This window comes from Methanomassiliicoccales archaeon, assembly GCA_026394395.1.
In the GTDB taxonomy this organism is placed as follows: Archaea; Thermoplasmatota; Thermoplasmata; order Methanomassiliicoccales; family UBA472; genus UBA472.
Map to the genome: position 1 here is coordinate 189406 of JAPKYK010000001.1, position 20148 is coordinate 209553.

Below are 20148 nucleotides of genomic sequence, written 5' to 3' on the forward strand. Positions count from 1 at the left end.
ATGTCCGAAGTTGTCAATACCAGTGGAAAGAGGAAGACGGCAGTGGCCCGCGCGGTAGCCCGCGAAGGCACCGGCAAGGTGCGCATCAACAGCGTGCCCCTGGAGATCGTCACCCCTGAGCTGGCCCGGCTGAAGATGGCCGAGCCTTTGACCCTGGTGCCGGAGAAGGCGGCCAAGGTCGACATCGACGTCAGCGTGGCTGGCGGAGGCGTAATGGGTCAGGCCGAGGCCACCCGCACCGCCATCGCCAAGGCCATCGTGGAGTACTACCAGGACGAGGAACTGAAGCTGGCCTTCAAGCACTTTGACAGGTCCCTGCTGATCAGCGACGTCCGCCGCAAGCTCCCGAAGAAACCGCTGGGTCGTGGCGCTAGGAAGAAGAGGCAAAAATCGTACAGGTGAGCAGAAATGATAATACCAGTTAGATGCTTCACGTGTGGCAAGGTGGTAGGGAGCTCCTACCAGACCTTCGTCAAGAGGGTGCAGATGGGGGAGGACCCCCAGGAAGTGCTCGACGATCTGGGCATCAAACGGTACTGCTGCCGCCGTATGATCATATCCCATTCGGACCTGCTCGGTGAGCTGATCCCCCTGGGATAAACCATTTAACACCCCTTTACAATGGGCCCGTGGGGTAGCTTGGAATCCTTCCTGCTTGGGGTGCAGGTGACTCCGATTCAAATTCGGACGGGCCCACCACTATTTCTTTTAATTATGTACTAATGAATTGAAGGCCCATATTCCCTGCACTGAATCCTACTAAGTGGCAATACCTTCTTTATTCAGTATGCCATTCTCTATTAAATCCAGGATATATCGATCGTTCGGGGTGTTGATGGATGCATGTAATTGTAGTGGGAGCGGGCAATGTCGGCTTTACTGTCGCCAAGATGCTTTCCAAGCAGCATTCTGTGATGGTCATCGAGGACGATATCAAGCGTTACGATTACGTGGTGAACCACCTCAATGTAGGTGCGCTCAATGGTAATGGAGCCAGCCCCAAGGTCCTCAAAGAGGTCATTGACGAGGACACCAATCTCATCCTAGCCGTCACGGAACGAGACGAGACAAACATCTTCACCTGTATGATGGCCAAGCAGATCAACCCCAAGGTGATCACCGTGGCCAGGGTGAGGAACCCCGACTACATCGAGGGGGCCATGGTCTCCAAGTTCCTGAACGTGGACCACATAATCTCCCCAGAATACCTCACCGCCGTCAAGCTCAATCGCATCGCCCTCATGGAGAACGCCATCGGATGCGAGAGCATCCCCTCGTTAGGTGCCGAACTGGCAATGTTCAAGGTGACGGGCAAGAACGATAAAATAATCATGGTCCCGTTCAGGGAGCTTTCAATTCCCGACGAATGCAAAATACTCGTCATCCATCGTGGAAAGCAGATCATCGTGCCGTCCGGCAATGATGTTCTCATGAAAGGTGACGAGGTCACCGTGGTCGGCAAGGAAAAGGCCATAGAGGAGTTCAACCGATTGCTAGGCATAGTCCGCGAACCGAGGGACGTGATCATCATTGGTGGAGGCATAGTCGGCGAGCACCTGGCCATGATGTTAGAGAAGGAGAAATTGTCTGTCAAATTGATTGAGAACAGTGAGGACAGATGCCGTATTTTGGCCAAGAAGCTGAACCGCACGGTCATTATAAACGATAACGGTTCCGACCCCTCCGTCCTGCGCAACGAGAACGTGAGCATGGCCGACGTGCTAATCTGCGCCACAGATAACGAGGAGGAGAACCTGCTGGCCTCCCTGATCGGAAAGCACCTAGGGGTCTCCAAGGTCATATCCCGATATTCAAAAAGGGAATACGAGGAGATCTTCAACATGACCGGCATCGACGCCGCCGTGGGCTACTATCATGTGGTGGCGAACGAGATAATCAAGGAGACGGTGCACAATTACGAGGTCATGCTCCTGTTGGAGAAGTTCTCCGAAGAGTTCTTCGACCTCAAGGTCTTGCCCGGCTGCCGCATCATCGATAAGAAGATCAGCGAGATCGAAATGCCAAAGATGTCGTCCATTGCCTTGGTGGTCAAAGACAAGAGGGCAATCATACCCACGCCCGATACTGTGATCGAGGAAGGGGATAAGGTCTTCATCTACGCCATGCAATCGGCCATCGCCAAGCTGGAGTGGATGTTCAAGGTCAACATACCTATGGGAATTTAAGGGAAGGGCCATGACCAGCAACTACGAGAAGCTTCGCAGGGGGTTCGGGCGCCTGGCCTACTCCTTCGATCGCCTCAACGTAGACATCGAGGCCATATTCGACAAGTTCGCCCGCAAGGAGAGCGCCATACCACATATCTACGGGTTACTAATGATCTACATGGCCATAGCGCTATTAGTCCCGTTCATCGTCTCCGTGATCTATCACGAGGACCTGCGCCCCTGGGTCTTCCCCATACTCCTCTCCTTCTCAGTCGGGATATTGTTGCTGTTGCGTTACCGGGCGCCGGAGACAACCCGAACCACGGAGGGGATGTTCGTGGTTTCCACCGGATGGTTGGTCCTTTCCATTGTGGGAGCGATACCATACATCATGCACGGCATGGGGGTTATCGACGCCATTTTCGAGACCATGAGTGGGTTCACCACCACAGGGTCGACCATCATGGGTACGCCCACAGGTTTCACACCCAGTATTGCAAGTATCGAGTCCTGGCCTAAGAGCATACTGTTCTGGAGGAGCTTCACGAACTGGCTTGGGGGCGCTGGAATCATCATGGTCTTCGTGACCATCCTCCCCATGCTAGGGGTCGGCGGCCGCAACCTCTTCAAGAACGAGTTCCCAGGGCTGGACGTGCAGAACTTTTCCATGCGCATACAAGAAGAGGCGAAAAAGTTCCACTACATCTATATTTTATTATCAATAATTATTGTGCTGCTCCTACTCCTTGCCGGAGTGGATCTGTTCGATTCTCTCTGTGTAATGTTCTCCGCATTGGCCACTGGTGGATTCTCCACGCATAGTGCGAGCATCGCGTTCTATTCGGGGGAAGTACAATGGATCGTAATATTTTCCATGTTCGTAGGCGGAGTTAACTTCTATCTGCATTATCAGGCCATCACAATAAAGAACCCGGGAGTGTACATGAAAAGCTCCGAGTTCAAACTATATACGCTCCTGGCAGTCGGTAGCACGTTAGTGATCGCTATCATGAAATGGGGAGATCCATCTTTCACTACGATCGAGAGCGCTCTACGTATATCCGGTTTCCAGGTGGTTAACGTTCTCACCTGTACCGGATTCGCCACCGCCGATTATGTGACCTGGGAGAAATCGATCGTCTTCCTATTGTTGGCTCTAATGGTCATCGGTGGCAGCACTGGTTCCACGGCCGGTGGTATCAAGACCGCTCGATTCTACTTATCAAAAGAGTTCATTTCTTCCACCCTTCATAAAACGGTCCATCCGCGTTCCATATTCACCATCAAGATGGACGGTCGGCCGCTGAGCCAGGAAGCGCTCTCGTCGGTCATAGCTATGGTCATGTGCTATTTCGCCACCGCCCTGGCGGCCGTGGTCGCCCTCATGCTCCTTGGTGTTGATCCGACCACTTCCATCAGCGCAGCTGTGGCCACTCTATCCAATGCCGGCCCAGGTATCGGCATCCTTGGTCCTTACGGTACCTATGGCGTGCTCCCGGACATGGCCAAGATAGTGCTGATATTCACCATGTGGGCCGGTCGTCTGGAATTCATCTCAGTGCTCGTGTTGTTCACCCCCGTGTTCTGGAGGGAGCTGCTGAGGTACCGGGAAAAGTACGTGTAAGATGGCACGAAACGGTTTCGTGAGCAGGCATCTAACCATCTCTGTGATCGACCTTCGAGCATCATCTTCGTACCGCTTGTGAGCCACGGGGCAAAGGCCATAAACAAGTAGCAAGAATCATTGCCTGCCATGTCAAAGGTCAAGCGCAAGATCATCAAGATCGACGAGGAGAAGTGCAACGGCTGCGGGCAGTGCGTGCTATCATGCGCCGAGGGCGCCATCGTAATAAAGGACGGCAAGGCCAAGGTGGTCAAGGACATGTACTGTGACGGCCTGGGGGCCTGTCTGGGACATTGCCCCGAGGGCGCCCTTACCATCGAGGAAAGGGAGGCGGAACCGTTCGACGAGGAGGCGGCCAAGGAGCACGTGGCCTCGGGCCAGAAGGAAGAACCGCATTCCTGCAGCAGCTCCCGGCCCATGATGATCATGCCCGCGGCTCCGGTCGCCGGCGGTGATAATCCTTCCCAGCTCAGGAACTGGCCCATCCAGCTTGCTCTATCCCCAGAGGTCACCCCGGCGTACAAGGGGGCGTCGCTGCTCATAGCCGCCGACTGCACCGGATTCTCCCTGGGGAACGTGCAGAGGGACTTCATCGCCGGCAGGGTGGCCATCATCGGCTGCCCCAAGCTGGACGATTTCCAGGCCTACGTGGAGAAGCTGGCCAGAATTTTCAAGGGCAATGACATAAAGGACCTCACCTTGATCCGCATGGACGTTCCCTGCTGCGGTGGACTGCAGCACCTGGTGCACGAGGCCCTCAAGCGCAGCGGGAAGCAGCTGCCCCTTCAGGAGTTCATCGTGGAACGCTACGGCGGAAAGGTGGTCAAGGTCACCACTTAGAGCGCTTCCCGGTCATCCGCTCCACGTCCACCCGGATCATCGCGGTCAAAGAGAGCGAGCGGGGGTCGAAGTCGTTCGTACCGGGGGTGTAATGGTCCATGATCACCATCAGCCCCTCCTTCACCCCTGCCTCGTCCAGCACTATCATGGCCTTTCCCCACCCGATCACGCTGCGGAAGCTGCTGGACCATCTGCAGGCCGTCTCCCCCGGGACCAGACGTGCCTCGCCCTCCAGCTCGAAGCAGACCTGCGGGTTTCTGCGGAGGACGTCCAGCTTCTTACCCTCCTTGGCGCAGTGGAAGTAGAGGACGCTCTTGCGGTAACCGAAGTTCATGGGCACGATGTACGGTTCGCCGTCGTCCACCATCCCCAGGCGACAGACCTCAGCCTTCTTGATGATTTCCTCGATCTCGGCTAGGTCGGTTATCTCTCGTTCCGCGTGCCTCATCCCATCCCTTCCTACGACGGTCGGACAAAGCCTCCCGGAAATAAAAATGATTTCACCGGTCCAGCCGCGCGTGCAGGCCAAGCATGGGGGTTCACATCAGTTATATAATTGGATGATATATCCAACTAAGTCCTAGGTGAGCAGATGATAGCGGCATTGATGCAATCGCCCGGCGTTCTGGAGGTCACCGACGTGGCGGACCCGAATTGCCCGCAAGGCGGAGCATTGTTGAAGGTGCTCGCCTGCGCCGTCTGTGGCACCGACGTCAAGATGCTGGAGCATGGGCACAAGGCCCTCACCTATCCCCGCATACCTGGACATGAGGTCACCGCCGAGATCATGGTGATGGACGATACCACTTCACCTTTGAAAGTGGGCGACAGGGTCCAGGTCTGGCCGGGCAAGGTCTGCGGTAAATGCCGACATTGTCGGTCCGGCGACGACCATCTTTGTCCGGACATCGGCATCATGGGCTTCAACGTGGACGGGGGGATGGCCGAGCTGCTGGCCGTGAAGGACACATCATGCTTGGTACCTATCGGGAACGCCGATCCCTGCCTTCTGACCCTAGCCGAACCGCTGGCCTGCTGCATCAACGCCCAGGATAAATTACAAGTGGGCGAAGGGGACTCGGTTCTGATAATGGGCGGAGGGCCCATGGGCGGCCTCAACGCCCTTCTGGCCCGGCACCGCGGGGCCCGGAAGGTCCTGATGACCGAGGTCGAACCGCAGCGCTTGGACCAAGCGCCGAAGAGGCTCATGGACCGGATCGCCACGCCCGGGGATGTGCGGAAGATGGTGATGGAGGAGACCAACGGCGAAGGGGTGGACGTAATCATCCCGTGCACCCCGGAGGTCCGACTGGACGAGGGCGTGATCTCCCTGATGGCATATGGTGGGAGGTTGTGTGTCTTCTCCGGCCCTCGGAAAGCGGATTCGCCGCTGCCCGTGAACGTCCGAGACATGCACTACCGGGAACTGACGTTGGTGGGCAGCTACGGCAACTCCAGCCGGCACGGCCGGATGGCGGTGGACCTGTTGAGGGAAGGCGGTCTGGACACAGGCTGGCTCATCACCGGAACTTTTTCTCTGGAACAGGCGGAACAGGCCTTCGAGCACGCCTCGTCGAGGAAGGGTATGAAGGCCGTCATAAAGATCTGACGAACGGTGTTGCATATGGAGAACGAGCTGAAGGATTTCGGAGCCAAGGTCGACGCGCTGATCAGGGGAGAGCACATCGGGCGCGAGCATGCCCGGGACATGTTCCGGGAAGTGCTGCTGAACCGGCAGCCGGACCTGCAGCAGGGAGCCTTCCTGGCCGCGTTGACAGCTGTGGGTGCTTCCCCGGAAGAGATAGCCGGCAGCTGGGAGGCCATATACGAGATCGACACGGTCAAGGTCAGGCCGGAGGTCCCCGCCCCCCTGGTGGAGAACTGCGGCACCGGAATGGACCGCATAAAGACCTTCAACGTGAGCACCCTGGCCTCGGTCGTGGCCGCCGCTGACGGCGTGTACATGGCCAAGCACGGAGCCAGAGCCATAACATCCCGGTGCGGCATAGTGGACATCGCCGAGACCCTGGGCGTGGACGTGGAGTGCGAGCCGTCGGTGGTCAAGCGCAGCGTGGAGGTGGCCGGCATCGGCCTCTTCAACGGCATGAGCGCCAAGGTGCACCCGCAGGCCCTCTACCGCATCCTCTCGCAGATCCGTTTCGGCACCATACTGAACGTGGCTGGTTCCCTGGCCAACCCGGCCTCGCCGGAGATCGGGGTGCGCGGGGTATACTCGCCCGACCTGGTGTTGCCGCTGGCCAGGACCATGCGGGAGATCGGCTATCGCCAAGGCATCGTGGCCCACGGGCTGGACGCCAGCGGGACCCGGGGGATGGACGAGCTGTCGACGCTAGGGCGCAGCATGGTGGCGGAGTTCCATCAGGACGGGGAGATAACCACCTATGAGGTCACCCCGGAAAAGCTGGGGCTGCCCGTCGGGCAGGAGAGGTCGATACTCAGCAGCCTGGACCGGGAGGAGGAGGCGCTGCGCTTCATCAGGGTGCTGTCTGGAGAGGAGAAGGGAGCCCGCCGGGACATCGTAGCTCTCAACGCCGGCCCGATACTGTACCTGAACGGCAACGCCTCCTCGCTCAGCGAGGGCGTGGCCCGGGCCTTGGAAGTGCTGGATAGCGGGAAGGGCCTGAACAAGCTCAAGGACTGGGTCAGGGTGCAGAACTCCGCGGACGCGGGGTTGAAGCTGGAACGTCTGGAAAAGATGGTAACGACGGCCTCGGCCGTCTGAATCAGACCCGGCCGGCCTTCTGGTCCACTTCGGCCTTCATTTTGTACCAGCCGGACATGCGGTCCCTGTGCTCGTCCGAGGGGTCCTCGGCGGTGATGATGAGGGCGGCCATCTGCTCTTCCCCGTCCAGGTCCACCATGGGATACTCCACGCTCTTGATGATCCGCTGGACGAAGACCTTCAGGAACTCCACGTCCTCGACGGTGCAGCTGGTGGGCAGTCTCATCGTGAAAACATGCAATTTCTGATGGATGTCCAGGTAATAGCTCATCTCAGCCTGGTCCAGTAATTTAAGGAAACGTTCCCGGTCCCGGCGCCGCTTGGAAAGCTCCCTCATCCTTTCCGTCCACAGAGATCCGAACTGGACCATCACGCCTTCCTCGCCGAAAACCTTCCACATGCTCCCCAAAAACCGCCTAGTGGGAATTAAACCTTTGTCATCGACCGGTCGGGGCCTGGTCCGGGCGGGAAACTTATATCAACCGGGCCGAGGTTCACTTTTAACCATGCAAGTCATTGACACGGTCGAGGGCTGGCGCCGGTCGACCTCCGCCCCGTTGTACAGATGGAGGGAGGGGTCCGGGACCATGACCAAGGTGGCCGCGGCCGCGCTCTTCGCCCTGCTGACCGCCCTGGCCGCCCAGGTGCGCTTCGTGCTGCCGTTCACCCCGGTCCCCTTCACCGGGCAGGTGCTGGTGGTGCTGCTTGGCGCGGTGGTCCTGGGACGATACGGCGCTCTCGGCCAGGGAATGTACCTGGGAATGGGTGCCTCCTTCGGCTGGTTCAGCGGAACGGTCGGTGCGGCGGCCCTGAGCGGGATCACCGGCGGTTACCTGATCGGTTTCCTCGTAGCCGCCTTCGTGCTGGGCGAGCTGGTCGAGAGAAGGCGGGAATGGAGCGGCTGGCAGGTCGCCGCCGCCATGTCCCTGGGCGTGCTGGTGATATACGCCGTCGGCGCGCTGCAGCTGGCCTTGGTCCTGGGGTTGAACGCCTGGGAAGCGATAACGATCGGAGTGTTGCCGTTCGTAGTCATCGACGCCCTGAAGGTGGTCATGGCCACCGGGGCATCCTCGCTGTTCCTGCGACCCCGTTCGGCCTAAATCCTTATCATCAACCTTTCACTTCGTTCAAAGAAGGGAACAAGATGGACCTGCTACCGGAACACTCCCACTGCCTGAACTGCGACGAGCCCATCGACGAGGGCCAGGAGTATTGCTCGGACGATTGCCGGCAAAAGGCCGAGGGGGAGGCCAAGAAGGTCCGGAACAGGAACATGGTCTTCTTCGGCCTGGCCGCCGTCGCGCTGATCGTTCTGACCTTAATGATGATCTAACGCCCGCTCATCATGGCCTGCACCGCCTTGAGCGTCCTCACCGTCTCCTTCACATCGTGCACCCTGAACAGGTGTACACCCTGCCAGCAGGCCACCGCGGCCGCGGCCAGGCTGCCTTCCAGGCGTTCCGAAGGATCCCCTTCGGATATCCGGCCCAGAAAGGTCTTTCTTGAGGCGCCTAAAAGAACCGGCCTTCCTATGGATCGATACTCATCCAGCCGGGACATTATCTGCAGGTTGCCGTCCAGGTCCTTGCCGAAGCCCAGCCCCGGGTCCACTGCCAGGCTTTCCCAGCGGACCCCCGCGGCCACCGCCTGGCCGACCCGTTTCTCCAGATAGGCGTAGGTATCCCCGACCACGTCCGTGTAGCGTGTGTCTTGCTGCATGGTGTTGGGCTGGCCCCTCATGTGCATGATTATGGCTGCGGCGCCGGTGTCCTTCACCACCTTGGCCATGCCCGCCTCCAGGCCAGAGACGTCGTTGACGATGGAAGCCCCGACGGCCAAGGCCTTGCTGGCCACTTCCGGCCTGCGGGTGTCCACGGAAACAGGGAGACCTATGTCATCGCTCACCCGGCGGACCACCGGCGCGATCCGGGACCACTCCTCGTCCGCCGAGACCGGAAGAGAGCCAGGCCGGGTAGACTCCCCGCCCACATCGATGACGTCCGCCCCTTCATCCTTCATCTGCCAAGCATGTTTTATAGCCGCTTCGGGGTCCGCGTGCTTCCCGCCATCGAAGAAGGAGTCCGGGGTCACGTTCAATATGCCCAGCACCCGCGGCCTCGACAGGTCCAGGGAGCCCCCGGACCACTCGAAGCGCGGCGGGTCCTCGTTGAAGCGACGGCCGTAGGAGAGCGACAGGTCCTTTGCTAGTTCGATTGCCCCGTCCCCCATCATCATGCTTTCAATGGCCAGAGGGGTCAGGGCGATGAGCATCCTCTCCCCCTTGCAGCGGAACCCCCTTCCGCCCTTCTGCTCCACGGATGCTATGATCGGAGCGGCCTCTTCCTTGGTCACACCATCCAGGAAGAAGAACTGCTTGGTGGCCAGGTCCATGCGCCCCAGCGCACCCTCTGGCACACCCAGGCGGCGCCACTCAGATAATGCCTCGGAATAATCTCTGTAGACGCGCACTCGGGGCATGGAACCTCACAGCAGCCGGTCCACCAGCTGGACCAGGTCCACGATCTCCGGAGCGTCCTTGCCCTCGGCCCCGGCCTTGAGGTTGTTCACGCAGAAGGGACAGGTCGTCACCAGCAGGTCGGCGAAAGCCGCCTCCTCCACCCTCCGCCCGGCGATGGCCTTGGACAGGTCCGGATATGCCGAGCGTACGCCTCCGCCGCCTCCGCAGCAGGCTGCCGTGTCCCGGTTGCGGGGCATCTCTTTGAACTGGATATCAGGAATCTTCTGCAACACCTGGCGCGGAGCGTCATAGACGCCACAGTGTCTCCCCAAATGGCATGGATCATGATAAGTGACGGTGGCCTTCAACGGTCTGAGCTTCAGGTCCTTTCCCGCCAGGTACTCGGTGACGTGCTGCACCTCGAAGCCCAGGTCGAACCTCTTGGGGTACTCCTCCTTGAACATGCGGTAGCAGCCGGCGCAGGAGAATATGACCTTCTCCACGCCCAGGGAGCGGATGGCCTTGACGTTTCTCTCCCACAACTTTTCCACTTCGTCCTCGTCCACGCCGATGCGCTGAAGGACGCTGCCGCAGCACACCTCGTCCAGAAGGGTGTAGTCCTCGCCCAGCTTGTTCAGTATGGATATCGTCGAATCGGCCAGGGCCCTGTCCCGATACGTGGCGGTGCAGCCGACAAAATAACTGACCTTGGCCTTGTGCGGCTTGGAGCCGAGGGTCTCCGGGACGTCCTTCCCCTCGCCGTAGGCGTTTCCGGTCCGTTCCACCTTCTCCACGATGGTCTTGTGCCGGGGCAGCATGTGCCCGGCCGCGACCAGATCGCGGCGGGCGCTCTCCACCACGTCCACCACGGAGATCTTGGACGGGCATCTGCGCTCGCAGTCCTTGCAGGTAGTGCACTGGTAAAGGTACTCCAGAACGGACGGGTCGGCCGGGATCTCTTTCTGCAGAAGGCCGTAGGCCAGCACCATGCGGCCACGTGCGACGCTGGGGTCCCAGCCCACCTTCTGGAACGGAGGGCAGACGCTCTTGCAGAACCCGCAGTAGGTGCAGGTCATGAGCTCCTTCCTCATCTTGCGCAGGTTCGGCGCATCGATCGTCTCACTCATCTTCACGCACCTTCGGCACGGTCACGCTGCCGTCCAGCAGAACGAGTATCTCTGCTTTGGGCTTTTGCTCCAACAGGGCGTCCACCGCCTCCTGCAGCGACGTGAACGGTAGAATGTCCATGTCGTCCAGGGTCTGGGGGGGCAGGTCGGTGACGGCCCAGATGTTGACGTGGCACATCACCTCGGCCACCTTGGCTGCTTTGTGATAGCCCAGCCGGTACTCCCGCTGCAGGGCCTCCAGCACCGCCCGCTTGTCCTTGGACAGGCATAGTTGTTTCACGAAGACCTCATCGCCCAGGCCCTGGCGGCACATGGACACCAAAACGATGATGCCGCCGTCCTTCACCGCCCATTTGGCGTTGTCGATGGCCTTCTGCGATTGGTAAAGATCGACGTCCATTGGATATGGCGCTACGGTGATGATCGCGTCGTACCTTTTAGGGACGGTGACGGAGAAGACCTCATCGGCCCATTTCACCGCCTGCTTGAAAGCGAGGTGAAGGTCCCCGGCTGCCGCCCGGTAAACGTTCTGATGGCGGTCCAGCACCACTTGGATGGAGAATATCTCCTTCTTGACGACCGATAGCGCGTCCATCATGTCCTCGTGCACCGGGTTTCCGTCCAGCACCAAGGTCTGGGCCTCCGGTCGCATGGCTAGGCGGTGGTTCTGCTCGATGGTGCGGAAGGAGGCTACCCCGGGCAAAAAGGATTTTCGACCGCCAGTGTAGCCGGCGAAGTAATGCGGTTCCACACTGGTGACGATGATGAGGCGGTCGGCGTACACCGCCACCTCGTTCACGTCCATGTCCGTACCGTTATGGGACACGCCCAGATGGACGCAGGGTGACCGACGGGCGTCGTGGACCAGGATGTGGTCCTTTAGATTGTCCAGATGATGTCCGAAGATGAAATTAAGTTCCTCCTCCGTGGGGCCACGGTGAGCGCCGGTGGCGATCAGGTAACGCGCCGAACGCAGGTCCATACGCTCGGCCAGAGAGTCCAGGACCTTGGCCGTGGGCGTCGGGCGGGTGCCGTCGTTGACGATAATAACGATGTCCTCGCCCTCTTCCAGGAAGGATTCCAGGGAGCGTCCGCCACAGGGATGGAAAAGCGCGTGATCGATCTCCTTGGCCGACCCACAGACGTCATTGGGTCCAGCTATCCCGGCCAGATTGACATCTGGCACCTCCGCCTCGATCGTTCCCTTCTCCCCGTATGGCAACTTCAATCGCATACGTTCCACCGTTGGCTAAATTAGTATTAAAGAATTCCCACAAAAAGGCAAAGGGTTATTCCCATTCCCCGCCCTCTACCGTCCATGGCCCGCCTGAGCAAAGTCGGGGAGAAGGCGATTGTGCGTTCCATAGCCTCCATGCTCCACACCTCGGCCAGGCTCGGTCCGGGGGACGACGCCGCGGCAGTGGAGATCGGCGACCGCTATCTGGTCGTCAGCACGGACCTGCTGTGGGAGGGCACGCACTTCCATCCGAACATGACCTGGCGGCAGAAGGGCTGGATGGCCGCGGCCGTCAACCTCAGCGACATCGCAGCCATGGGGGCGCAGCCTTTGGGCTTGCTACTGGCCATGGGGTTACCAGCCGACCTGGATGAAATGAACGTCAAGGAGATGGTCCAGGGGGCGGCGGACTGCTGCGACCAGTTCGGAACCGACTATCTGGGCGGGGACACCAAGGAATGTTCGGAACTGGTCCTCACTGGCACCTCACTGGGGCTGGTGCCCAAGGACGGTCTGCTGGCTCGGAAAGGCGCCAGGCTCGGGGACCTGCTGCTGATGACCGGCACCGCCGGAATGGCCTCCGCCGGACTGCTAGCCTTAGAGAAAGGGTTGGAAGCGCCGAAGGCCGTCAAGGCGCTATTCGAACCTCTCCCGTGCATCAAGGAGGGAACCCTGCTATCGTCCAGCGGTGCCGTCACCTCCTGCACGGACACTTCCGACGGGATATCCACCTCGTTGCGCGAGCTGGCCGACGCGAGCGGCGTCGTCTTCGAGGTGGACGTCGAAGCTTTGCCGATCGACCCAGAGGTGCGAAATGTGGCGCAAGCGTGTTCGGAAGACGCCGAGACCATAGCGCTGCACGGGGGCGGGGACTATCAGTTGCTCTTCACGGTACGACCAGATGGTCTAGCGATCATCAAGGACCTGCTCGGAGGCGAGGTCACGGTCATCGGACGCTGCCTGGAAGGAAAGGTCAATACGCTTAAGCGCGGTCCTTCCAATATCATTCTGGAGCCTCGTGGGTATGAGCACTTCCGGCGCTGAACCGAAGGAAGCGTTGTTCTGGGACAGGGAGGGCGAGGTCATCCGTTGCCGCCTGTGCCCACATTCCTGTCTCGTCTCCAATGGCAAGAAGGGCATATGCCGGGTGCGGGAGAACCGGGGCGGGAAGCTGTACGCCCTCAGCTACGGCCAGGTGTCCTCCATGCATCTTGACCCTCTCGAAAAGAAACCCCTTTTCCACTTCAAGCCGGGAAAGCCGGTCCTTTCGTTCGGAGGCATCAGCTGCAACCTGCGCTGCCAGCACTGCCAGAACTTCACCATCGCCCAGGTGGGCTTGGACGAGCTGTCACTGCATTTCGTCCCGCCCAAGGACATACCCCGACTGTGCCGCCAGCACGACTCCGAGGGCGTGGCCTGGACCTACAACGAGCCGACCATCTGGCACGAGTACGTTATGGATGCCAGCCGGCTGTGCAAAGAGGAAGGTCTGTTCACCGTCTCGGTGACCAACGGCTACATCCAGGAGGAGCCGCTGCGCTCACTAAAAGGGCTCATCGACGCCATGAACATCGACGTGAAGGGGTTCACCGAGACGTTCTACCATAGCGTCTGCCAGGGCCAGCTCGCGCCGGTGCTCAAAGCATGCGAGACGGCCAAGGAGATGGGCGTCCACGTGGAGCTGACCTATCTCATCATACCCACCAAGAACGACCGCCAGGAGGAGATCGAGGGGTTCTGTCAATGGGTGCGGGATAGCATGGGGGTGGAAACCCCGGTGCACTTCTCCCGCTTCCATCCCGATTACAAGTTGGGCGATCTGCCCCACACCCCATGCTCCACCATGGAGATGGCCTTGAACGCGGGGAAGGCCAAAGGGCTGGAGTACGTCTATGTCGGGAACATGACCTCGGAGAAGGGGGAGAACACCTACTGCCCCGGCTGCGGTTCGTTGCTGATAAAAAGGACCGGCTTCGAGGCCAAGGCGGTGGGCGTCAAGAACGGTCTCTGCGAAAAATGCAGGCGCAGGACGGATATCATTTGGTAAGGTCAGGCGCCCATGGCGTAGAGCAGGAGGTTCCCCACCAGCAGCGAGAACAGGATGGCCAGGGTCAGCGGGATCAGGAAAGGCACCTTAGGGGTGACCCACGGCCGCACCACTCCAGCGGCGCGCAGCGATTCCCAATCCCCCTCGTCGTCGCCTCGGGGGAACAGCACGGAGTGCGACTGCCCGTCCACCACCTTCTCCATGGGCCACACGTGCTTCTTTTTGGCCTCCTCCAGGTCCATGCGCACCCCGAAGAGCATCAGGGGGAAGCGCAGGTCCCTACGCAGCAGGTTGACCAGTAGCATGGCGATGGGCACCAGCAGCGTAAGTATGGCGCCGTTGAACAGGACCAACAGGGGGAACGGCAATATCTCGAGCATGGCCGGGTCGTTCAAGGCCAGCAACGGCAGTCCCTCCAGGGTCGGATAGAGGGGAAAGCACAGGGACAAGGCGATCAAGCACTTGGCGTCCGCCCCCCCTTTGATGACGTCCAGCTGATAGAGTATGAAGAAGAAGATGATGAGCAGCGGGACGGTCACCAGGGTCCAGTAGTGCTCGCCGTTGAAATGTTCCAGACTGAGGTAGGCGTAAGCGACGATCGTCAGCATGTACAATATCAGCGGGAGCGGGTGGAATCCGTCCTCGAACATCCCCGGCCTATCCCGCAGCAGGTCCACGAACACCAGGGCCATCAGGACCAGGCAGACCAAATAAACCCAGCTCACCCCGTCCGTCCACAGCTGGAGGCCCAGCAGGAGCGCCCCTCCCAACCCCAGGATGTACCAGTGGGCATCGGAGGCGGTGCGGGTGCGCCAGTCGGACACCGCCGCCACCGCCATGACCGCCATAGCCAAACCGAGGCTGGCCCAGGTGAGCTCCTCCATACCACCGCCATGGACGAATGACGATTAATGGTTTACCACCGGGACCAGGGCGGAAATCCTTATAATATGTCGAACGTTGTCGCCGTTCGTGGACGGAACCTTGGAGCTGAAAGGGAAGACCGTTGGCCGCGTCGCGCTGCTGCTCATCGGCGTCATGCTCTTAGTGGCAATGCTGCCCCCCTCCTCGGCCGCCCCGGTGAACCTGTTCGCCGTGGATGACACCTACAAGAAGGTCACCGCCGGAAGCTCCGTCACCTTCGAGTGGGTGCTCTACAACAACGACAGCGTCCCCTACGTCATAATGCCCACCTCGGTCCCCGAGAGCTACACCGACGTGGCGGTGGATTTCGATCAGAACCACATCACCCTGTACCCCGGGGGGTCCAAGTCCCTCAACATGACCGTCACGCCGGCCGCGGAGATGTCCTCGGCTGTGCTGACCTTCGAAGTACAGTTCAACGTCACCCAGCTGAACGCGCCAAACAACACCTACATCGTCAACGGCACGGTCCAGGTCGAGATCATCCCCATCTTCGGCACCATGGGCGAGGACAACAAGATCCTCGGCATCTGGGATAACGACCTCCCCTACCCCTTGGACGGGAACATAGGCGCGTTCGTGGTCAGCGTGGGCATCTGGGCCGGCATCGCCCTGTTCGTCATCCTCATCGCCAACCCTCTCCTGCACCATGTGACTTCCAAGACGCAGACGGAGCTGGACGACATCATACTCAAGATCATCCGCGGGCCGGTCATGCTGGTCATGGTGCTCTACGGAGCGGTCAGCTCCCTGGAGATCTTGAACCTGAACCGGGAGCTCATCGCCCAGCTGGAGCTCATGTACCGCATGGCCTTCGTCCTGGTCATGGCCTGGCTGGTATACAAGATCTTTGACGGGGTCATCATCTATTACGGGCACAAGCTGGCCGCGAAGACCGACTCCGAGGTGGACGACATCCTGGTGCCCATACTGGAAAAGCTGGGCATAATCGTCATCCCCGTCGTGGCCTTCGGCGTGATACTCAGCCTCTTCGGCTACGACCTAACGATAATACTGGCCGGGCTGGGGTTCATGGGCATAGTCATCGGTTACGCGGCCCAGGCCACCCTGGCCAATTTCTTTGCTGGTTTGCAGATGATGTTCGACCGTCCCTTCAAGATCGGGGACCTGCTGCGCCTGGACAACGGCGACATCTGCGCGGTCCGCAACATCGGCATGCGCTCGACCACCCTCTACAACACCTTCACCAACGAACTGGCGATCGTCCCCAACAACGACATCGCTAACAAGAAGATCGTGAACATGGTGCAGCCTGACCGCTTGCTCAAGATCGCCGTCAGCGTAGGCGTGGCCTACGGCAGCGACGTGGAGCTGGTCAAGAAGCTGATGCTGGAGGCGGCCATGGCCCTGCCGGAGGTGCTCAAGGACCCGGAGCACCCCACGGTGGTGCGCTTCCTGGACTTCGCCGACTCCTCCCTGGAATTCACCGCCTATATCTGGATAAACGACCTGGGCAAGCAGTTCAAGGTGGGCTCGGACTACCGCAGCGAACTGCTCCGCCGGTTCAGCGAGCACAAAATCAATATTCCATTCCCCCAGACGGTGGTCTGGTTGAAGGACATGGAGAAGGGTCAAGGCCAGTGAGCCCAGCAAAAACCTAATGCCCGTGCAACGCCTATTCTTCTACAGGGGGAGTACGACATGGAGGTAAAAGCCGCGGTCAAGGCCCGCAGGAGCATTCGGAAGTTCAAGCGCAAGGAACTGTCGAACGATGTGTTGGACCATCTTTTGGAAATGGCCCGGGCGGCCCCGTCCGGGGCCAACCGCCAGGCATGGGAGCTGGTGGTGATCACCAACCGCCCTCGCCTCAAGGGGCTCGTGCCCATCTGCAAGGAGCAGGCCTTCATCGCCGATTGCGCCGCCTTCATAATTGGCGTGGACGACCCGCAACAGAAATGGGCCAAGGTGGACCTGGCCATTGCGCTCGACCATTTCAGCCTAGCGGCGGTGGAGGAAGGGATGGGCACCTGCTGGATCGGCGCGTACGACCCGGTGAAGATGGCCGAGTACGTGGGCCTTCCCGCCAATCGCACGGTGACCGTCTGCATGGCCCTGGGCTTCCCCGACGAATCTCCGGCGGCCCGCAGCCGCAAGAAGGCCGAGGACCTGATCAACTGGGACCGTTACGGTGTGCGCGAACGCCCATGACCTTCGACCGAGACTTCCACCTGCAGGACCACGACCTGTACCTGCGGACGTTCGAGTTGGCGGCGCAGATACCCGAGGGAAGGGTTAGCACCTACGGAGCCATCGCCCGGGCCTTGGGCGACCTGGTGGCGTCCCGTGCGGTGGGCCAGATAATGTCCGCGGACCGCGTCCGTCCGTTCCCGGTGCCCTGTCATCGGGTGATCTATTCCGATGGGCGCACCGGCTGGTACACCGGGGCGGGAAAGGGTGAGGCCAGGAAGCAGGAGCTGCTGCGCGCCGAGGGTGTACCATCGGCCAACGGCAAGGTCCTGAACTTCGACAAAGTACTGTTCGAGGAATTCAAAGGCGACCGCTTACTGGAAAGGATGGCCCAGGCCCAGATCGAACTGGCCAAACTTATCGTCCAGGAGGGTGACGCCATCGCCTTCGGGCGCATCGCCGGTCTGGACGTGGCCTACGATGGCGACCGGGCCTACGCGGCCATGGTAGTGGTGGACCGCCGCGGAAAGGTCTTAGAGACGAGGGACGCCGAATGCCTGGTGAACTTCCCTTACGTGCCCGGATATCTGGGGTTCCGGGAGATGCTTCCTTACTCCAAGCTGCTGGACGGCGGCAGGGAGGACACCCTTTACCTGATCGACGGCCATGGACGGGCCCACCCGCGCCGGGCCGGCATCGCCTCCCAGTTCGGATTGGTGCACGGCGTGGCCTCGGCCGGAGTGGCCAAGAGCGTGCTCACCGGGCGGATGGAGCAGGGGTCCCTTTCGTTGGGCGGGGAGGAGGTGGGGCGGGTGGTCAAGAACGCCCGGGGCAAGGCCAGGTTCCTCTCCGTCGGGCACAAGGTGGAGCTGGGGTCCCTGGCCCGACTTTACCTTTCGCTGCCGGTCGACCCCCTGGACCTGGCCCACGAGAGGTGCACCGAGAGCAGGCGCGGTGGGAAGGCATGAGCGAATACAGCTGCGTGGAGGACTGCCTGACGCCGGAAGAGAGGAAGAGAATACTATCCCGCTTCCATTCGCTGCTATTCTGGGTGGGGGAGCTCGTTCCCGAGCTGGAGGAACTGGAAGGCCGGGAGGTGCCCTTGAAGGACGTGGTGTTCCGGTTCATCACGCAGCAGGACCCGGACGAAGGGACGGTGAGGGGGGCCAGGGAGCTGTCGGCCCTGCTGGAGCGCAAGGCCCGGGAGCTGGAGAGGGACCTGGAGACCAAGGAGATGGAGCGCCGGACCGCGTACAGGGTCATGCACGAGGCCCTGGGCCTGCTCCGGGCGGTGGACGAGCTGCGGGACGTCAGGCAGGAGGACCGCCAGATCAGGGCCAAGGCCCTGATGGCCATGGTGAACGACGAGAAACGGTGGCTTGATTTCGTAAATAAAGCAAAGACGACCTAGCTATCAAAGCGCGTTTCATTTTAAAATAAACGAGCCTTTTCGGAATATATTAATAATATTTTACTATTAACTATGAATTAGATACGAAATCTGAGAATTTCGCAGGACAAGGAGACGGATTTATGATAGATCACCTTGACGACAAGATCATAGAGATCCTCAAGAAGGATTCCAGGCGACCGTTCGTGGAGATAGCCAATGGGCTGGAGGTCTCGGAAGGGACCATCCGGTCCCGGGTCAAGAAGCTGTTCGAGGAGGGCGTGATACAGGCGTTCACCATCAAGACCAGCAGCAAGAACGTCAAGGCCCTGGTGGAGGTCAAGATCGACGTCAACGTGAACACCTCCGACATCGCCGACCAGATAGCCGCCTTCGAGGGCGTCTCCGAGGTCTACGAGGTCACCGGGGAGGAGGACATCGTGGCCATAATCGACGTCACCTCCTCGCCGCAGCTGAACGAGATCATCGAGCGCATCCGCCGGTTCGACAACGTGGACTCCACGCGGACCAGGTTGATCCTCAAAGAGCACTTCGGAGCTGATTAGTATGTTCAAAGGATGCGCCACGGCCATAATCACCCCTTTCCGGGAGGACGGAGAGGTGGACGAGGAAGGGCTGCGGGAGCTGGTGGCCATGCAGGAAGAGGCCGGCATAGATGCCATCGTCCCATGCGGGACCACCGGTGAGTCGGCCACCCTGACCCACAAGGAGCATCTGAAGGTCATAAGCATCGTGCGGGAGGAGGCCAAGAAGGCCAAGGTCATCGCCGGGGCGGGAAGCAATGCCACCCACGAGGCCATACATCTGTCCAAGGGAGCCAAGGACCTGGGCGTGGACGGCGTGCTGCTCATATCGCCGTACTACAACAAGCCCAACCAGAAAGGCATCTTCCGCCACTATGAGGCAATAGCCAAGGCGGTGGACATACCGATAGTGGTCTACAACGTTCCGGGGCGCACCAGCTCCAATATCACGGCGGGTACGATCAAGAAGCTGTCCGAAATACCGAACATAGTGGCAGTGAAGGAGGCCAGCGGGAACATGGCGCAGATAATGAGCATACTGGCGTCCGTGCCCAAGGAGTTCAGCGTGTTCTCCGGGGACGACCTGCTGACCTATCCGATGATGACGTTGGGGGCACCAGGCGTGATATCCGTCACCTCCAACATCGTCCCCAAGATGATGGTGGACATGACCCACGCCGCTCTCGACGGAGATTGGAAGAAAGCGCGCGAGCTGCACTTCAAAATGCTCCCGCTGTTCACCGACCTGTTCCTGGACACCAACCCCATACCGGTCAAGACGGCGCTGAGGATGATGAAGAAGCCCTCCGGGGTCTTCCGGCTGCCCCTGTGCGACATGGAACCGCAGTTGGCCGAGGTCCTGAAGAAGACGCTGACGGACTTCAAGTTGCTGTAAAG

The 20148-nt window shown here is 60.0% G+C and carries 23 protein-coding genes and 1 tRNA gene; 18 read left to right on the plus strand and 6 right to left on the minus strand.

Going from position 1 to position 20148, the window contains the following annotated elements; translation table 11 throughout:
* From NT131_00980 to NT131_01005, 6 genes are all read left to right on the plus strand, one after another.
* Positions 1-402, plus strand: a complete 402-nt coding sequence (locus NT131_00980; protein MCX6650223.1) for a 30S ribosomal protein S9 — start codon at positions 1-3, stop codon at positions 400-402.
* Positions 403-408: 6 nt separating this feature from the next.
* Complete coding sequence (locus NT131_00985) at positions 409-600, plus strand: DNA-directed RNA polymerase subunit N (protein MCX6650224.1); 192 nt, start codon at positions 409-411, stop codon at positions 598-600.
* A 23-nt stretch (positions 601-623) separates the two neighbouring features.
* Positions 624-699 (plus strand) — tRNA-Pro (locus NT131_00990).
* Between the two features lie 140 nt (positions 700-839).
* On the plus strand, positions 840-2186 hold the full coding sequence (trkA, locus tag NT131_00995; GenBank protein MCX6650225.1) for a Trk system potassium transporter TrkA: 1347 nt from the start codon (positions 840-842) through the stop codon (positions 2184-2186).
* Between the two features lie 10 nt (positions 2187-2196).
* Complete coding sequence (locus tag NT131_01000; GenBank protein MCX6650226.1) at positions 2197-3792, plus strand: TrkH family potassium uptake protein; 1596 nt, start codon at positions 2197-2199, stop codon at positions 3790-3792.
* Positions 3793-3921: 129 nt separating this feature from the next.
* A complete protein-coding gene (locus NT131_01005) occupies positions 3922-4632 on the plus strand; it encodes a 4Fe-4S binding protein (protein ID MCX6650227.1) in 711 nt (236 codons plus the stop codon).
* Here the strand turns inward: NT131_01005 and NT131_01010 are convergent.
* Entirely contained in the window at positions 4622-5080 is a 459-nt protein-coding gene (locus tag NT131_01010; GenBank protein ID MCX6650228.1) for a pyridoxamine 5'-phosphate oxidase family protein, read from the minus strand. The two genes, NT131_01005 and NT131_01010, sit on opposite strands and share 11 nt — an antisense overlap.
* Positions 5081-5224: 144 nt before the next feature.
* On the opposite strand from NT131_01010, the gene NT131_01015 reads away from it, so the two are divergent.
* Together NT131_01015 and trpD are read left to right on the plus strand one after the other, a co-directional pair.
* Entirely contained in the window at positions 5225-6241 is a 1017-nt protein-coding gene (locus NT131_01015) for an alcohol dehydrogenase catalytic domain-containing protein (protein MCX6650229.1), read from the plus strand.
* A 15-nt stretch (positions 6242-6256) separates the two neighbouring features.
* The gene (gene trpD, locus NT131_01020) at positions 6257-7375 is read left to right on the plus strand and encodes an anthranilate phosphoribosyltransferase (protein MCX6650230.1); all 1119 of its coding nucleotides are present in this window, start codon (positions 6257-6259) and stop codon (positions 7373-7375) included.
* 1 nt (position 7376) lies between these two features.
* Here trpD and NT131_01025 read toward each other — a convergent pair whose 3' ends face one another.
* The gene (locus NT131_01025; GenBank protein MCX6650231.1) at positions 7377-7775 is read right to left on the minus strand and encodes a hypothetical protein; all 399 of its coding nucleotides are present in this window, start codon (positions 7773-7775) and stop codon (positions 7377-7379) included.
* Positions 7776-7881: 106 nt separating this feature from the next.
* Here NT131_01025 and NT131_01030 point away from each other — a divergent pair, with 106 nt between their 5' ends.
* Positions 7882-8475, plus strand: coding sequence for a biotin transporter BioY (locus NT131_01030; protein MCX6650232.1), 594 nt, complete (start codon positions 7882-7884; stop codon positions 8473-8475).
* A 44-nt stretch (positions 8476-8519) separates the two neighbouring features.
* Positions 8520-8708 (plus strand): DUF2116 family Zn-ribbon domain-containing protein, encoded by a 189-nt coding sequence (locus tag NT131_01035; protein MCX6650233.1) that lies wholly within the window; start codon positions 8520-8522, stop codon positions 8706-8708.
* Here NT131_01035 and folP read toward each other — a convergent pair.
* The 3 genes from folP to larA are packed head-to-tail and all read right to left on the minus strand — an operon-like array spanning position 8705 to position 12194.
* Positions 8705-9853 (minus strand): dihydropteroate synthase, encoded by a 1149-nt coding sequence (gene folP, locus NT131_01040; protein MCX6650234.1) that lies wholly within the window; start codon positions 9851-9853, stop codon positions 8705-8707. The genes NT131_01035 and folP overlap by 4 nt on opposite strands.
* Positions 9854-9859: 6 nt before the next feature.
* On the minus strand, positions 9860-10960 hold the full coding sequence (locus NT131_01045; protein MCX6650235.1) for a (Fe-S)-binding protein: 1101 nt from the start codon (positions 10958-10960) through the stop codon (positions 9860-9862).
* On the minus strand, positions 10953-12194 hold the full coding sequence (gene larA, locus NT131_01050) for a nickel-dependent lactate racemase (GenBank protein ID MCX6650236.1): 1242 nt from the start codon (positions 12192-12194) through the stop codon (positions 10953-10955). The genes NT131_01045 and larA overlap by 8 nt, the downstream gene beginning before the upstream one ends.
* An 84-nt stretch (positions 12195-12278) precedes the next feature.
* Here larA and thiL point away from each other — a divergent pair, with 84 nt between their 5' ends.
* Positions 12279-13241, plus strand: a complete 963-nt coding sequence (thiL, locus tag NT131_01055) for a thiamine-phosphate kinase (protein MCX6650237.1) — start codon at positions 12279-12281, stop codon at positions 13239-13241.
* A complete protein-coding gene (amrS, locus tag NT131_01060; GenBank protein ID MCX6650238.1) occupies positions 13222-14244 on the plus strand; it encodes an AmmeMemoRadiSam system radical SAM enzyme in 1023 nt (340 codons plus the stop codon). The genes thiL and amrS overlap by 20 nt, the downstream gene beginning before the upstream one ends.
* Positions 14245-14246: 2 nt before the next feature.
* On the opposite strand, the gene NT131_01065 is transcribed toward amrS, so the two are convergent.
* The gene (locus tag NT131_01065; GenBank protein ID MCX6650239.1) at positions 14247-15128 is read right to left on the minus strand and encodes a hypothetical protein; all 882 of its coding nucleotides are present in this window, start codon (positions 15126-15128) and stop codon (positions 14247-14249) included.
* A gap of 88 nt (positions 15129-15216) precedes the next feature.
* Here NT131_01065 and NT131_01070 point away from each other — a divergent pair, with 88 nt between their 5' ends.
* From NT131_01070 to dapA, 6 genes are all read left to right on the plus strand, one after another.
* Entirely contained in the window at positions 15217-16773 is a 1557-nt protein-coding gene (locus tag NT131_01070; protein MCX6650240.1) for a mechanosensitive ion channel, read from the plus strand.
* 57 nt (positions 16774-16830) lie between these two features.
* A complete protein-coding gene (locus NT131_01075) occupies positions 16831-17337 on the plus strand; it encodes a nitroreductase family protein (protein ID MCX6650241.1) in 507 nt (168 codons plus the stop codon).
* A complete protein-coding gene (locus NT131_01080) occupies positions 17334-18284 on the plus strand; it encodes an endonuclease V (GenBank protein ID MCX6650242.1) in 951 nt (316 codons plus the stop codon). Before NT131_01075 ends, NT131_01080 begins: the two co-directional genes overlap by 4 nt.
* The gene (locus tag NT131_01085; GenBank protein ID MCX6650243.1) at positions 18281-18727 is read left to right on the plus strand and encodes a DUF5788 family protein; all 447 of its coding nucleotides are present in this window, start codon (positions 18281-18283) and stop codon (positions 18725-18727) included. Before NT131_01080 ends, NT131_01085 begins: the two co-directional genes overlap by 4 nt.
* Positions 18728-18849: 122 nt before the next feature.
* Positions 18850-19272: an Lrp/AsnC family transcriptional regulator gene (locus tag NT131_01090; protein ID MCX6650244.1), complete on the plus strand. Its 423-nt coding sequence runs from the start codon at positions 18850-18852 to the stop codon at positions 19270-19272.
* Between the two features lies 1 nt (position 19273).
* The gene (dapA, locus tag NT131_01095; GenBank protein ID MCX6650245.1) at positions 19274-20146 is read left to right on the plus strand and encodes a 4-hydroxy-tetrahydrodipicolinate synthase; all 873 of its coding nucleotides are present in this window, start codon (positions 19274-19276) and stop codon (positions 20144-20146) included.
* Positions 20147-20148 lie beyond the last annotated feature (2 nt).